The sequence below is a fragment of the Stutzerimonas stutzeri SDM-LAC genome, from assembly GCF_000235745.1.
GTDB lineage: Bacteria > Pseudomonadota > Gammaproteobacteria > Pseudomonadales > Pseudomonadaceae > Stutzerimonas > Stutzerimonas stutzeri_H.
On the sequence record NZ_AGSX01000141.1, the window covers coordinates 24795 to 38451 of the forward strand.

General features: G+C 57.7%; 10 protein-coding genes. 7 read left to right on the forward strand and 3 right to left on the reverse strand.

Going from position 1 to position 13657, the window contains the following annotated elements; genetic code table 11:
• Nucleotides 1–17 precede the first annotated feature (17 nt).
• From PSTU_RS0114755 to PSTU_RS0114770, 4 genes are all read left to right on the forward strand, one after another.
• Nucleotides 18–635, forward strand: a complete 618-nt coding sequence (locus tag PSTU_RS0114755) for a 50S ribosomal protein L25/general stress protein Ctc (protein ID WP_019341797.1) — start codon at nucleotides 18–20, stop codon at nucleotides 633–635.
• A 34-nt stretch (nucleotides 636–669) separates the two neighbouring features.
• A complete protein-coding gene (gene pth / locus PSTU_RS0114760) occupies nucleotides 670–1254 on the forward strand; it encodes an aminoacyl-tRNA hydrolase (RefSeq protein WP_019341798.1) in 585 nt (194 codons plus the stop codon).
• Nucleotides 1255–1393: 139 nt separating this feature from the next.
• A complete protein-coding gene (ychF, locus tag PSTU_RS0114765; RefSeq protein WP_019341799.1) occupies nucleotides 1394–2494 on the forward strand; it encodes a redox-regulated ATPase YchF in 1101 nt (366 codons plus the stop codon).
• Between the two features lie 189 nt (nucleotides 2495–2683).
• Complete coding sequence (locus PSTU_RS0114770) at nucleotides 2684–3928, forward strand: tyrosine-type recombinase/integrase (protein ID WP_019341800.1); 1245 nt, start codon at nucleotides 2684–2686, stop codon at nucleotides 3926–3928.
• Here the strand turns inward: PSTU_RS0114770 and PSTU_RS0114775 are convergent.
• From PSTU_RS0114775 to PSTU_RS20875, 3 genes are all read right to left on the reverse strand, one after another.
• Nucleotides 3925–4212, reverse strand: a complete 288-nt coding sequence (locus PSTU_RS0114775; protein ID WP_019341801.1) for a hypothetical protein — start codon at nucleotides 4210–4212, stop codon at nucleotides 3925–3927. The genes PSTU_RS0114770 and PSTU_RS0114775 overlap by 4 nt on opposite strands.
• A 434-nt stretch (nucleotides 4213–4646) precedes the next feature.
• Nucleotides 4647–6296, reverse strand: a complete 1650-nt coding sequence (locus PSTU_RS0114780; protein ID WP_019341802.1) for a ShlB/FhaC/HecB family hemolysin secretion/activation protein — start codon at nucleotides 6294–6296, stop codon at nucleotides 4647–4649.
• 3 nt (nucleotides 6297–6299) lie between these two features.
• Nucleotides 6300–10817 (reverse strand): GLUG motif-containing protein, encoded by a 4518-nt coding sequence (locus PSTU_RS20875; RefSeq protein ID WP_019341803.1) that lies wholly within the window; start codon nucleotides 10815–10817, stop codon nucleotides 6300–6302.
• 289 nt (nucleotides 10818–11106) lie between these two features.
• On the opposite strand from PSTU_RS20875, the gene PSTU_RS0114790 reads away from it, so the two are divergent.
• The 3 genes from PSTU_RS0114790 (at nucleotide 11107) to PSTU_RS0114800 (ending at nucleotide 13584) form a co-directional block, all read left to right on the forward strand.
• Nucleotides 11107–11436 (forward strand): hypothetical protein, encoded by a 330-nt coding sequence (locus PSTU_RS0114790; protein ID WP_036993310.1) that lies wholly within the window; start codon nucleotides 11107–11109, stop codon nucleotides 11434–11436.
• 94 nt (nucleotides 11437–11530) lie between these two features.
• Nucleotides 11531–12499 (forward strand): DUF932 domain-containing protein, encoded by a 969-nt coding sequence (locus PSTU_RS0114795; protein ID WP_019341805.1) that lies wholly within the window; start codon nucleotides 11531–11533, stop codon nucleotides 12497–12499.
• 80 nt (nucleotides 12500–12579) lie between these two features.
• A complete protein-coding gene (locus PSTU_RS0114800; protein ID WP_019341806.1) occupies nucleotides 12580–13584 on the forward strand; it encodes a YqaJ viral recombinase family protein in 1005 nt (334 codons plus the stop codon).
• Nucleotides 13585–13657 lie beyond the last annotated feature (73 nt).

Consider the following 13657-nt stretch of genomic DNA (forward strand, 5'->3'; position numbering starts at 1 on the left):
TATCCTGGAGAAACACAATGACTGATTTCACTCTGAATGCCCAAGTGCGTTCCGACCTGGGGAAAGGTGCGAGCCGCCGCCTGCGTCGTAACGCCAGTCTCGTCCCAGCCGTGATTTACGGCGGTGACAAGGCGCCGCAATCCATCAGCCTGCTGGCCAAAGACCTGGCCAAGATGCTGGAAAACGAAGCCTCGTTCAGCCACGTGCTGACTCTGGACGTCGATGGCCAGAACGAATCCGTTCTGATCAAGGCGTTGCAGCGTCATCCGGCCAAGGGCTTCGTTCTGCACGCTGACTTCGTCCGCGTCGTAGCCGGCCACAAGCTGACCGCCATCGTTCCGCTGCACTTCATCAACCAGGAAACCTCGGTTGGCGTGAAGCAGCAAGGCGGCGAAGTTCTGCACAACATCAACGAAGTGGAAGTGTCCTGCATGCCGCAGGATCTGCCGGAGTTCATCGAGGTCGACATGGCCAAGGTTGAGGTCGGTCAGGTGCTGCACATGACCGACCTCAAGCTGCCGAAGGGCGTTGAGCTGGTCTCCCTGGCACACGGCAGCGACCTGCCGGTTGCCAACGTTCACGCGCCGCGCGTGAGCAAGGAAGACACTCCGAAAGAAGAAGACGCTGCCGAGTAATCCACTCGCTAGCATCTGAGGAAGGGCCTCTGTCGTGACTGCCGTTAAACTGATCGTCGGCCTGGGTAATCCAGGCCCTGAATACGACCAGACCCGGCATAACGCAGGGGCCCTTTTCGTTGGGCGTCTGGCTGCCTACAAGGGCGTCAATCTCAGCGTAGACCGCAAGTATTTCGGCCTGGTCGGCAAGTTCCGCCACCAGGACGAAGATGTCCGCCTGCTGATCCCTACCACCTTCATGAACCGCAGCGGTCAGGCGGTGGCAGCGTTGGCCGGATTTTTCCGAATTCCTCCCGAGTCCATCCTGGTTGCCCACGATGAACTCGACATGCCCCCCGGCATCGCCAAGCTCAAACAGGGCGGCGGCCATGGCGGGCATAACGGGCTGCGCGACATCATCGCCAGGCTCGGCAATCAGAACAATTTCTACCGCCTGCGTCTGGGCATCGGTCATCCAGGCCACAGCAGCCTGGTAACCGGTTATGTATTGGGCCGGGCGCCCCAGGCCGAGCGCGAAAAGCTGGACGCGAGCATCGATTTCACCTTCGACGTGCTGCCCGAAATTCTCGCCGGTGACTGGACGCGCGCGATGCAGCGTCTGCACAGCCAGAAGGCCTGATCGAACTCGACGCGGGACCGCAAGACAAGGCAACGGCGGCGCGGAAAGCTTGCACTGCAGCACATCACGAAGCCGTTTAACGCAGTTTGGCAACGCCGGTAGCGCATCCGCTGCCAGCCAGTACCGAGGCAAACACACCATGGGATTCAATTGCGGCATCGTCGGCCTGCCCAACGTCGGCAAGTCCACCCTGTTCAACGCGCTGACCAAGTCAGGTATCGCTGCGGAAAACTTCCCCTTCTGCACCATCGAGCCGAACAGCGGTATCGTACCGATGCCCGATCCGCGTCTGCAGGCCCTGGCCGACATCGTCAAGCCAGAGCGAATCCTGCCGACGACCATGGAATTCGTTGATATTGCCGGCCTGGTAGAAGGCGCTTCCAAAGGCGAAGGTCTGGGCAACAAGTTCCTGGCCAACATCCGCGAAACCGATGCTATTGCCCACGTGGTGCGTTGCTTCGAAGACGAGAACGTCATTCACGTCTCCAACTCGGTCGACCCCAAGCGCGACATCGAGATCATCGAACTGGAACTGATCTTTGCTGACCTCGACAGCTGCGAAAAGCAACTGCAGCGCGTCACACGCAACGCCAAGGGCGGCGACAAGGAAGCCGTGGCGCAGAAAGCGCTGCTGGAAAAACTGATCCCACACTTCACCGAAGGCAAACCGGCCCGCACACTGCTGAAGAAGCTGGGTGAGGACGAGATGCAACTGGCCAAGGGCTTCCACCTGCTGACCAGCAAGCCGGTGATGTACATCGCCAACGTCGCCGAGGACGGCTTCGAGAACAACCCGCACCTAGATGTGGTTAATGCCATCGCCGCTGAAGAAGGCGCTGTCGTAGTACCGGTGTGCAACAAGATCGAAGCAGAGATCGCCGAGCTGGATGATGGCGAGGAGAAGGACATGTTCCTCGAATCCCTCGGCCTCGAGGAACCCGGCTTGAACCGGGTGATTCGCGCGGGTTACGAATTGCTCAACCTGCAGACCTACTTCACAGCTGGCGTGAAGGAAGTCCGGGCCTGGACCGTAAAAGTCGGCGCAACCGCCCCTCAGGGCGCGGGCGTCATCCACACCGATTTCGAGAAGGGCTTCATCCGCGCCGAAGTGGTCGCCTATAACGACTTCATTCAGTACAAGGGCGAAGCCGGTGCGAAGGAAGCTGGGAAATGGCGTCTTGAAGGCAAGGAATACGTCATCAAGGATGGCGACGTGATGCACTTCCGCTTCAACGTCTGAACAGAAACTTAGATCCTCTCGGATCTTAATGGACACTAAACCCCTTGAGGAATGCCGCCTCAAGGGGTTTTTCTTTTCCACCAACATCCATCAGGACGCTATACGATCCGGCAAAGAACCGGGTACGCTACCGGGTACAGCGAAAACGAGCCCGCCTCTAAAACCGGGTATAGCCAAACAGGAGCAGCCATGCCGCTTACCGACACTGCGTGCCGCACCGCAAAGCCCAAGGAAAAGCCCTACAAACTGACGGACGGAAACGGCCTCTACCTGGAGGTGAAGCCCAACGGGGTCAAGGCATGGCGCTATCGGTTCGAGCTAAGCGACGGCCGTACCAAGAAGGAAAGCGTGTTCGCTATCGGGGATTACGTGATTGCACCAAAGGGAGAAACGCCCGAGCAGGCCAAGGAACGTCGCAAAGGACGTCGATTCACTCTGTCGGAAGCCCGAGAAGAGCGCATCAAAGCGCGCTCTCTGGTTGTACAAGGCATCAATCCAGCCCACCACCGCCAGCAAGAGCGAGTTAAACGCGACTACGAAAAGGCCATCACCTTTGAAGCGGTCGCTAAAGAGTGGCTGGCCTTAAAGGACTGGGAGGAGATCACCAAATCCAAACGGCTCAACATGCTGGAGAGAGTTGTCTTTCCAAAAATCGGTGATCTGCCGATCAAGGCCATCAATCCCGTCCATATTCTTGAAGTGCTCAAAGGTGCAGTTGAGAACAATGGCCCGTCCGTTGCTGCTGAGGCAAAGCGGAGCATGTCTGGGGTTTTCGAACTGGCAATCTCAACTCTCCGCGCCACAAGCGACCCCGTACACCCAGTTCGTAAAGCGCTACCAGCCAACAAGACGCAGCACAAGCGCCCACTTTCCACAGAAGAAATTGGAAAGCTGCTGCGAGATGTCGAATCCCACGGCGGGCGCCATGAAACGCTCTGCGCTTTTCGCCTTATGTGGATGACGCTGTGCCGCCCTAGCGAAGCCGTAGAAGCTCAATGGTCCGAGTTCGACTTGGACAAGGCGCTGTGGAAGATCCCAGCCGTGCGCATGAAAAAACGCAAGGATCATACAAATCCGCTACCCCAGCAGGCAGTAGAAATGCTGCGCGGCCTACACGCCATTACCGGCAAGTACACGCATGTATTCCCGCACCGAGACGTACGTACTCGACCAATGGTTTCTGCATCGTTCCGCCAGATGCTCAACGTCCTCGGCTGGGCCGGGAAATACAGCCCGCACGCCACACGCACGACAGGCAGCACTCGCCTGAATGAAATGGGTTTTTCTGCTGACTGGATCGAAAGACAGCTCGCACATACCGAGCAGAATGCAGTGAGACGCACTTACAACCATGCTGAGTACTTGAACGATCGAGCCATCATGATGCAGCGGTGGGCAGACATGCTAGACAGCTGGAAAAAGGAAAGCGCTTAGGCTGATTTGAACGATACGTCCTTGATCACCTCAACGCCGTTAGGCGTTCTAACTCTTTCTGAATCGTTAACGTCGAGCCCCTCATTGCCTAGGGTATAGCTGACGCACCAGGCAAAATCCCCGAATGACGAGTCCACCGTGAAGGTCACCGAGCAATCTTCACTTTCTCCATGTAGGCCGTCGGCCTCCTTTTTAGGCCCACCCTGGGACAGTTGGCTGGCTGCAATATGATGCTCATGGCCGTCCTTCTCGAAAACAAGCTCACCTACTGGCTTAACGCGCATAGCACCACCTCGATAAAGGGAGAGACTATAAACGAGCGCCAGCTTTCACACACGCAAGGGTCAATACCTACCACAGCCCTCAGGCGACGTCATGTTCTGATGGCAGACTGAGCAGAGTTTTTGCATAAACCTGCAAGGTGGGTGTTCGCATCGAGCGGGCCACATCGGACACAGACGCCCGATGATGGCTTGGTGGAGCGAGTACATTCAGCAAGCAGCTACAGGGAACTTATCAGTCGCTGCTCTAGCTGAAAGCCGAGCCCAGAGGGTTGTACCTCTTCGCTAAAAGGAGCCGAATTCGCCCTTGCCTGGATAGACTTGAAGCGCAGACGGCCTTTCAAATAGTGGTAGGCCATACTTTTATTTTTAACTGGACCCGGTCATTAAATGCGCTGGGTGGGTCTCAGCTTCAGGCATTTGACTTGGCAGCTTTGTTAGAAAAACCGTACCACCTGCGCCCATACCCGCGGACTGCGCTCGACATCGCTCTGCGCGTCAGCGTTACCCAGTTTCCAGGCTGCCACGCTGCTGACCTGCCAGCCGTGCGCTGCCCAGCGCACACCCAAACCGGCTGCCGAGAGGCTGCGGTGGTTCTCGCCCGAAGCCCAGGTATCCTTGTTCAGCCGCACTTCGCCGTGGTCAACGAAGGTGTTGAGCTGCCAGGCATTGGTCAGCGCATAACGCAACTCCAGATTGGCCAGCCAACCCTGATCGCCGGCTGCTTCGCCCTGTGGATAGGCGCGCACGCCGTAGGCACCGCCGAGGATGAACTTCTCCGAACTGTCCAGGTTGCCATCGGCCCATTGGCCTTGCAGCTGACCGTACAGGCTGAAGCGGCCAGTCAGCCGTTGCAGGCGAACCAGGCTCGGGTTGAGCTTATGGAAGCGGCCCTGGGTGCCGGCAGTGAGGTCGTCGATCAGCTGATTGAGATCGCCGTCAATGTTCAGGCTGCCCTGACTCCAGGCCAGCGCAAAACTGTTAATGCCGCCACCCAACAGCTCATCACGGCTGTTGCCGCTGATACTGGCAGTCAGCACGCGCGAGCGTTTGTCGCTCTTGCTGTCGAACAGGTCGATATCGTCCTTCAGCCGCTTGTCGTCATATTGCAGCTGCGCAAACAGGGAAAAATCACGGCTGCGAATCAATGGCTGGATCGCGTACAGGCTGCTGATGCGTGCGTTACCCTTGGCCTTGAGGTCATCGAAGTCCTTGGCCAGCTCATAGTCCATATCCGAGTAGGCAACGCCCAGTTGGGTTGCCCAAGGGCCGACCGGCAGCTGGTAGGCGATGCGGCCATACTGCTGGCTTTCATCCGAGCCGATGGCGCGCAGCGACAGACGATCACCCAGCCCCAGCGGGCTGTTGATGTTAAGCGTGCCGCCCAGACGGTATTCGCCGGTAAAACGGTTACCGTAGTTGTCGGCATCGATCGCACCGGACAGGAGCGGGCCTGGTTCCACGTCCACCACCAGGTCTGTGGCACCGACCGAGGCGCCAGGCTTGAGGGTGGATTTCACCTCCACCCCGGGGGTATCGGAGAGCAACAACAGGCTACGCTCCAGAGGGGCCGACTGCACCGCATCGCCGGGTTGCAACGCTGCCAGTGGCGCAAGCGCGGCGCCGGTCAGGCGCGCACTGTTGTTCAGGCCAATCTCGCCATAACGGCCTTCCAGTACCGCAATCTCTACCACGCCGCCGTCAATTTCCTGTGCCGGGATATAGGCTCGCGCCAGCGGGTAGCCACGCTCGCGGTACGCCAGCGTGATGCGGTTGGCAGCGGCCTGCAACTCGCGGAGCGATACACTGCGGCCTTGCAGCTCCGCAAGCAGTGGCAACAGCTGCTCACTACTGATTACCGCATTGCCTTTTAGGGTAAAACCGCTTACCTGCAGGCTGGGTCCGCTGACCCTTACCTCACTCGATGGCGCATCCGGCAGGTTCAGTTCCAGACGTTGTTTGCCCGGCAACTGCAACGGGCGCTGGTCGATGGTCTGTTGGGACTGACCAGCATCCGGCAGGGTGGCTGCCGCCACAGACAGAGACAAAAGGGAAACGGCACCGCCGATCAAATGAACAAAACGCATGAATCAGATTCCTTCTGGCAGGCGGATGCCGCGGCTGAAGACCCGCACATTCAAACGCTCATCATTTGGGTTGGTGTCGAGCAGCTGCGTATTGGTTGCTTCGGGCTCGTTGGCCGGCTCTTCGTTCCGGGCTGGCAAGTACTGGATTGGCGAGTTTTGACCATTGAATGCCAGCACCCCCAGATAAGGCTGACTGGTATTGACCTGGCTTGGATCAACCGGGTCAACCGGTGCTGGGATTACTTGCAAGGTGCCATCCTGATAGGTAATCGCATAGTTGCCGAGCCCGGTACCGACAGCGTCGCTGGCGATAATGGCGTAGTTGCCTGCTGCGGCACTGGTGGGCTCACCCGCACTGCTCAGGTTGACTGAAGCAACACTGTCGTCGCTCAGCAGGCCATTGGCGGTGTAACCGTTCAGCAGGATACTTTGACCGGCGACTTTGCTGGCATCATTGGCAGCGATGGTGAGGGCGGCCTTGTCGATGATCAGACTGCCATCGGTATAGCTGAGGGCGTAGTTGTCGGCGCTCAGGCCGCTGGCGCTGAGGACGTAGGTGCCTGCGTTGATCGCGTCTTGAGCTGTACCGTCATAGCTGAGGGTGCCAACCAGCACGGACTCGCTCTCACCGTTAACAAAGCCGCTGTAAGTCACGCCGTTACCGCCGCTGAAGGCCAGGCCGTCATAGGTCTTGTTGGCGTTATTGGCGGTAACGGTCAGATTGGCGCGGTCGATATTCGCTGTTAGTCCAGTGGGGTTGGTGAAACTGTAGTTGCTGACCAACCCGCTACCGTCACCCAATCCACCTGTAACGGTAACTATTTTGCTGATGCCTGATTGCTTATCGGCAAAGGTACCGACTAGACCTGAGAGACTCAGCGTTTCATCACCCACCAAGCCATTAAGGCTCCCACCACTCAGCGTGGCAACAGTATTCCCGTCATACACTTTGTCATTTGCAGTCAAGCCGCTGAGAGTCAGCGCTTTAGGTGTGATGGTCAGGCTCGGGTCGCCAACAACTTTTATATCGTAGCCCTGCTGATCTGAAAACAAACCATAGCGCAGCGTGCCATCTCTGACGCTGTAACTACCAACATTGGCTGATGCGCTGGTATAGCTGGCTATACCGTCGAGGATCACACCAGGCTGGTCAGTCACATAGTTAAATCTGTCAGAGGCGATATTGCCGTCGTAAACTTTGCTAGAAGTAGCGGTCGGATTCTCCAACGTAACTGTCACGGCCTTGAGAAAACTGCGCAGCAACGGAGTTGAGTTACCTTCGTAGATTCGCCAAACACTGCTTGTACCACCTACCGCGTCAATATCCCAGCCAGTGTTGGCAAAAGTTGATAGCGAAGTTAGATTCGCAAAGGTCGATGCAGTACCTAGGTGATTTCCTCCGAAGATGTCGGTAGGCACACCACTGTTGTTGACGCCCGCCCCAGCCCTATCAGTAATAGCGTAGAAGCTGTTGCTAATTTTACCCCAGTTAGCCCCAGCTAAACCGCCGATAGCATACTGTCCTGCCACCGCCCCTATCGCGTAGCTATTTCTTATCGTGCTGTCGTTACCATACCCAACTAAACCACCGACATAACTGATGCCGCCTACAGCCCCAGTAGCGTAGGCGTTAATTATCGAGGTGTAGTTGCTGCGCCCGACCAAGCCGCCGACAACACTTTGACCTTCAACTGCACCGGTCGCGTAAACATTGCTGAGCGTGCGCGAGTTGTATCTACCGACCAAACCACCTACGTCATCCCCTCCTATAACCGCGCCGGTAGCGTAAGAGTTGTTGATGTCTCCGTAGCTGTGTCCGATCAAGCCCCCGACCATATACTCGCCAGTCACAGCACCGGTAGCGTGGGAATTGTTTATTGCACCACCACTGCTATAGCCAGCTAAGCCACCGACATTACTGCTAGCACCTATGACGTAGCCGGTAGCGGAGGAGTTGCTGATACTTCCGCTATAGAGGCCTCCAACCAGACCACCAACGAAGTTTCCGCTTCCTGTCACCGAGCCTGTGGCGGAAGAGTCAAGGATCGTGCCACCCGCCCCGACTAGCCCCCCAACATCGTAGGCACCTGACACGGCACCTGTAGCATAAGAATTTCTGACCGTACCTAAGGTGCTAACTCCGGCTAAGCCGCCAATAGCATTTACACCTGTAACTGCACCGCTGGCATAAGAGTTGTCGATCTCACCGTAACTGAGCCCGACTAGACCTCCGACATAATTCTCACCAGCTACAGCACCTAAGGCGTAGGCATGGCTTATTCCTGAGTCACTTAGCATGTCGAGGGAGTCATTAAATCCGATAAGACCTCCGACATAGTCACCTCCCACCACCGTGCCAGTGGCGTATACGTGGCTAACCGTACCACTGCGGTTGTAGCCGACTAAGCCACCTACATAATCGGCCCCCATCACCGTACCAGTAGCGTATGCGTTGCTGATTGCAGGGCCGTTATTGATATTGATGCTGGCATTGTAGTGGTTGTGCCCAACAAGGCCGCCAACATAATTACTTCCAGTCACCGAACCAGTGGCGTAAGCGTCAAGAATTGTGCTGCCGTAGCTATTATTACCGACGAGACCGCCAATATAGTCAACGCCGGCAACCTTACCAGTGGCATAAGCGCTAATGATATTGCCGTAGTTGAACCCAACAAGGCCTCCAACCTCGTACCCGCCATCTACGTCGCCAGTGCTGTAAACGTTTTTTATATTCCCGAGGCTAACCCCAGCAAGGCCACCCACCTTGGTGCCACCAATTATCGTTCCTCCCACCAAACCCAGATTGCGCACCTGGCTATTTACGCTCAAAATGCGGAATAGCCCAACGTCACTGGCCCCGGGTCGGTTGATTGTTAAGTCAGATATCTCGTGGCCAAGCCCATCTAAAATACCGCTAAACTCACCAAATCCAGACCACCACGGCGCACCAAGTTGAGCGAAGCCTTGACCATTATTCCAGAGCGCAGTAGCAGTGGCATCAATACCGGCCCCAAGCACATAGTTTGCTGAAGGATTGCCATTGATTCCTTGCAGGTCTGTACCTGTAAGGGATCCTTGCATACCCAACTCGGTTATTACTCTGTATTCACGAATGGTACCGTCACTGCCCAGCTTGGTGCTGAAGTTGTCGCCAGCACTCAGACTCACCTTTGCACCTTGGTTCAGGTGGTAGTCCGCACTATTGCCGTCAGCAACCGCGCCCTGGCCGAACTCCAGCGCCAGCTTACCCGCACCTGTGCTATTTATATTGGCGTTAATATTGATGTCGCGCTCGGCCTTTAGGGTCAGGGCGCTAGAGGTATTCCAAGCAATACCGTCGTTGATGTGAATATCGCCATTGCCGCCAGCCGTACCCATACTGGCGGTTTGAATAATGAAGCTGCCGTTATCGCTTAAGGCTTGCGATACTGCGGTGCCAGTCATGTCACCGCCACTGGCCGCGACCGTGAAATCATTGGGGCCGATCAACCAGGTGCCAGATTTGCCATCTGCGGATTTGGTGGTGACCTTAACGCTGTCGGCAATCTGCACATGGGCGCCGGAGGTTTCAATAAAACCGCCGTTCCCACCATTGGGCGCGCTGGCATCCAGGGTGCCGGTTACCTGCACCGTACCGCCGTCGAAGCTGCCGAGCATGACGATTTTGCCGTCCTTCTCGCCAAGGGTTTGCGCCTCAATCACGCCGGTGTTGTTCACCACGGTCTTCAGCAAAGCATCACCGGCGTTGGCGGTGAGCAGCACCTGGCCGCCATCGGCCTTGATCAGCTGGTGGTTTTCCACCAGGGCATCGACCACAGCTTCATTCACCTGCACGTTGAGCAGGCCATCACCAGCAAAGTCGAGGGTCATGGCATTGCCTGCGGCCAAGACCACCGTGCCCTGATTGGCGACGATCACCCCATTGTTGCTGACCGTGCCGCCGAGCAGGGCGACGCTGCCACCGTCGGTGGCGGTGATCCGACCGTTGTTGATCACGCTGGCGTTAGAGCCGTTGCCCTTGAACTGGTAATTGCCAGCCTCGAAATCACTGACCGACAGGTCTAACGTCGAGGCCACCAGGCCGCCGACATTGACCTGGGCGTTCTGGCCGAACAGCACCCCGTTAGGGTTGACGATGAACACCCGGCCATTGGCATCCAGCTGGCCCATGATTTTCGAGCCATCGGCACCCAGTACCCGGTTCAGGGCAATGGCATCCGTACCGGGCTGGTTGAAGGTGACCCTGTTGCCCTCGGCAATATCGAAGCTCTGCCAGTTGATGGCGAGCTTGTTACTGGCCTGGTCGATGACCATCTGGTTGTTGGTGGGCGTGCTGATTTGCCCCTGCCCAGTAACCATCTGGCCGCCGCTGGGCAGGGCGGCGGCAAAGGCCATGGCCGGCAACAGCAGGGCGGCGGCGAGTACCGCACCGGCCCCTTTACCACGCCGCCGGGCATGCTCGTGGGCGACGTCCCAGCGGGCAAGGCAGGGGTTCCAGACAAGGGCGTAGGTGCGATTCATGGGTTGCTCCGTCAACAATAAGGTCCATCAGTGCAAAATGGTGGCAATTTAGTTGCATTGTAGCTTTTGCATGTTTGCCAAACACTTCATCTTTTGGCCGGTACGTCCGTTCAAGTGATCACGCTCTTGCACCAACAGCGTCCGATAGGCGCTCACATCGAGAGCAGGCGTTGTTTTAAAGGCAGCCACTCAGGCTGAAAAAAACGCTATGGAAACCCCGCTCATTCGATTCAAAAAAATCTCAACCCTACATAACAGCAATGACATCACCATCAAGAAGGTTTACCTCATGTCGTTGCAATGCCCTCGCTGTCGCTCACCCAAAGTCGCTTCCTTCCACCGCGCCATGAAGATCGCTGCCGCCGTCGGCACGGTCGGCGGTGCCGCTCGTGGCATCAGTGCTGCGCTGGCTGGCGGTCAAGCCGGGGCGGCTATTGGCGCCATTGCTGGCCCTGTCGGCATTACCGTCGGCTCAATCTCCGGTGCCATCCTCGGCGGACTGGCCGGCGGCGTCGGTGGCTGCGCGCTCGGCGCTCAGCTTGGCCACAAGCTCGATCGCCACGTCCTGGCTAACAACCTCTGCCTGCTCTGCGGGCATCGCTTCAATCTGCCGACCTGATCAGGCGGCTCCACTCCCTCTTTTCTCTAACTCCCAGCCGGTGCTGCGCTCTGCGCAGCGCTTATGCCGGCGCGCACCCAAAGGAATCGTTCTCATGGCTCATCTCGTCGAAACCATGGCCTACGCCGGAGCTACCCCTTGGCACGGTCTGGGCAACAACCTGCCGCAAAAACAACCCATTGAGGTCTGGCAACGTGAAGCTGGAATGGACTGGCAAATCCTGGAAAGCCCCGTTCATTTCAAATCGGACGCCATCGGCCACCTCGGTACGATTCATTCCTTCCCTGAGCAGAAGGTGCTCTATCGCTCGGATACCAAAGCCCCGCTGTCAGTGGTCTCCAAGCGTTATCACACCGTGCAGCCACGCGAGGTACTGGAGTTTTACCGGGATCTAACCGAGGTCTCCGGCTATGAGCTGGAGACAGCCGGCGTGCTCAAGGGTGGGCGCAAGTTCTGGGCGCTTGCACGCACTGGGCAAGGCACGGCGATCAAGGGTAACGACCAGGTCAACGGCTACCTGCTATTGGCTACGTCATGCGACGGCACCTTGGCCACCACCGCAACGCCGACCACTGTTCGCGTGGTGTGCAACAACACCCTGACCATCGCCCTGGACGGAACCAGCCGAGCCATCAAGGTGCCGCACAACACTCGCTTCGATCCGAATCTGGTGAAGAAGCAGCTCGGCATCGCCGTCTCGCAATGGGACGACTTCATGTACCGCATGCGCCATCTGGCTGAGCGCAAGGTGCAGTGGCATGAGGCAATGGGCTTCTTTATGAACGTCATGTGCGAGGTCAGTCCGACCGGCCAGCTTCCTGAACAGCTACCCAACGAACGCGCCCTGCGCAAGGTTCAGGAGCTGTACGAAGGCCGTGGCCGGGGCAGTCAGCTGGAATCGGCAAAGGGCACCGCCTGGGGCCTGCTGAATGCCGTGACCGAATACGTAGATCACGAACGGCGTGCACGCAGCACCGAGTACCGGCTTGATTCAGCCTGGTTCGGCCAAGGCGCACAGATCAAACAACGCGCCCTGGATACCGCTCTTCAGCTCGCTGCCTAGCCCCCGTCACCCCATCTCAACCGTATCGCCCGGTCAGCTTCGCGCTGGCTGGGCGTTTTTATGTCTGCAAGGTGAACAGCATGAAAGCAACCTCATTGAACCGCAGTACCAGCAAACCCCGTCCGGCTTTGCGTCTGATCAGCACCAAGGAATTGCCTCGCGAAGATTGGCTGGCAGTCCGCAAGCAAGGCATCGGCAGCTCCGATGCAGCCGCTGCCGTCGGCCTCAACCCCTACAAATCGCAACTGGAACTGTGGCTGGAAAAGACCGGGCGAGATACCGGATTGCCGAAGACCGATCCTGATGATGAGGACAGCCCGATGTACTGGGGCAACGTCCTAGAGCCCATCGTGGCCTGGCATTACAGCAAGCGCACCAAGAACAAGGTCCGCCGAATCAATGCCGTGCTGCAGCACCCGGATCCAGAGCTGCCCTGGATGCTAGCCAATATCGACCGAGAAGTAATCGGTGCCGACGACGTGCAGATCCTCGAATGCAAGACAGCCGGCATAAACGGGGCACGCCTCTGGAAAGAGGGCGTGCCCGAATATGTACAGCTACAGGTGATGCACCAGCTCGCCGTCACCGGGAAGCAGGCTGCTGATGTGGCGGTTGTGCTCGGAGGGCAGCATCTGGAGATCCATCGCATAGAGCGGGATGAGCAGATGATTGCTCGCCTGATCGAGCTCGAACGGCGCTTCTGGCAGTACGTGGAAACCGATACCCCACCCCCCGCCGACGGCACAGCTTCCGCCGAGACCGCCCTGCGCTGCCTTTTCCCAACGGATTCGGGCGAGACCGTGGATTTCAGCGGTCATGCTGGATTGTCAGCGGCCTACATTGAGCTCAAAGCACTGCGCCAAGCGATTGCCGATAAGGAAAAGCGTGAAGCCCAGCTCAAGCAGATGCTGCAACAGGCCATGGGCGAGGCCAGTCGGGCTGAGTTCACCAACGGGTACATCAGCTGGCGTAAAGCCAAAGACAGCGTCGGCTTCGACGTGGCCCGGCTACTTCAGGAGAGACCGCACCTGAAAGCCAAATACTCGCTGGTTAAACCCGGCGCACGGCGCTTCCTGGTCGGCTGATTCCAACCTCATTTCATCACTCCCTCCCCTTGGCCAGCCCATGCAGTTCGCGCTGCGTGGCTGGCCTTTTTTC

Bases quoted from the DNA above. Each gene is read 5' to 3' on its own strand.
- PSTU_RS0114790 (WP_036993310.1), top strand. From the start codon at position 11,107: ATGTCGTTGCAATGCCCTCGCTGTCGCTCACCCAAAGTCGCTTCCTTC.
- PSTU_RS0114770 (WP_019341800.1), top strand. From the start codon at position 2,684: ATGCCGCTTACCGACACTGCGTGCCGCACCGCAAAGCCCAAGGAAAAG.
- PSTU_RS0114755 (WP_019341797.1), top strand. From the start codon at position 18: ATGACTGATTTCACTCTGAATGCCCAAGTGCGTTCCGACCTGGGGAAA.
- PSTU_RS20875 (WP_019341803.1), bottom strand. From the start codon at position 10,817: ATGAATCGCACCTACGCCCTTGTCTGGAACCCCTGCCTTGCCCGCTGG.
- PSTU_RS0114780 (WP_019341802.1), bottom strand. From the start codon at position 6,296: ATGCGTTTTGTTCATTTGATCGGCGGTGCCGTTTCCCTTTTGTCTCTG.
- ychF (WP_019341799.1), top strand. From the start codon at position 1,394: ATGGGATTCAATTGCGGCATCGTCGGCCTGCCCAACGTCGGCAAGTCC.
- PSTU_RS0114775 (WP_019341801.1), bottom strand. From the start codon at position 4,212: ATGCGCGTTAAGCCAGTAGGTGAGCTTGTTTTCGAGAAGGACGGCCAT.
- PSTU_RS0114800 (WP_019341806.1), top strand. From the start codon at position 12,580: ATGAAAGCAACCTCATTGAACCGCAGTACCAGCAAACCCCGTCCGGCT.
- PSTU_RS0114795 (WP_019341805.1), top strand. From the start codon at position 11,531: ATGGCTCATCTCGTCGAAACCATGGCCTACGCCGGAGCTACCCCTTGG.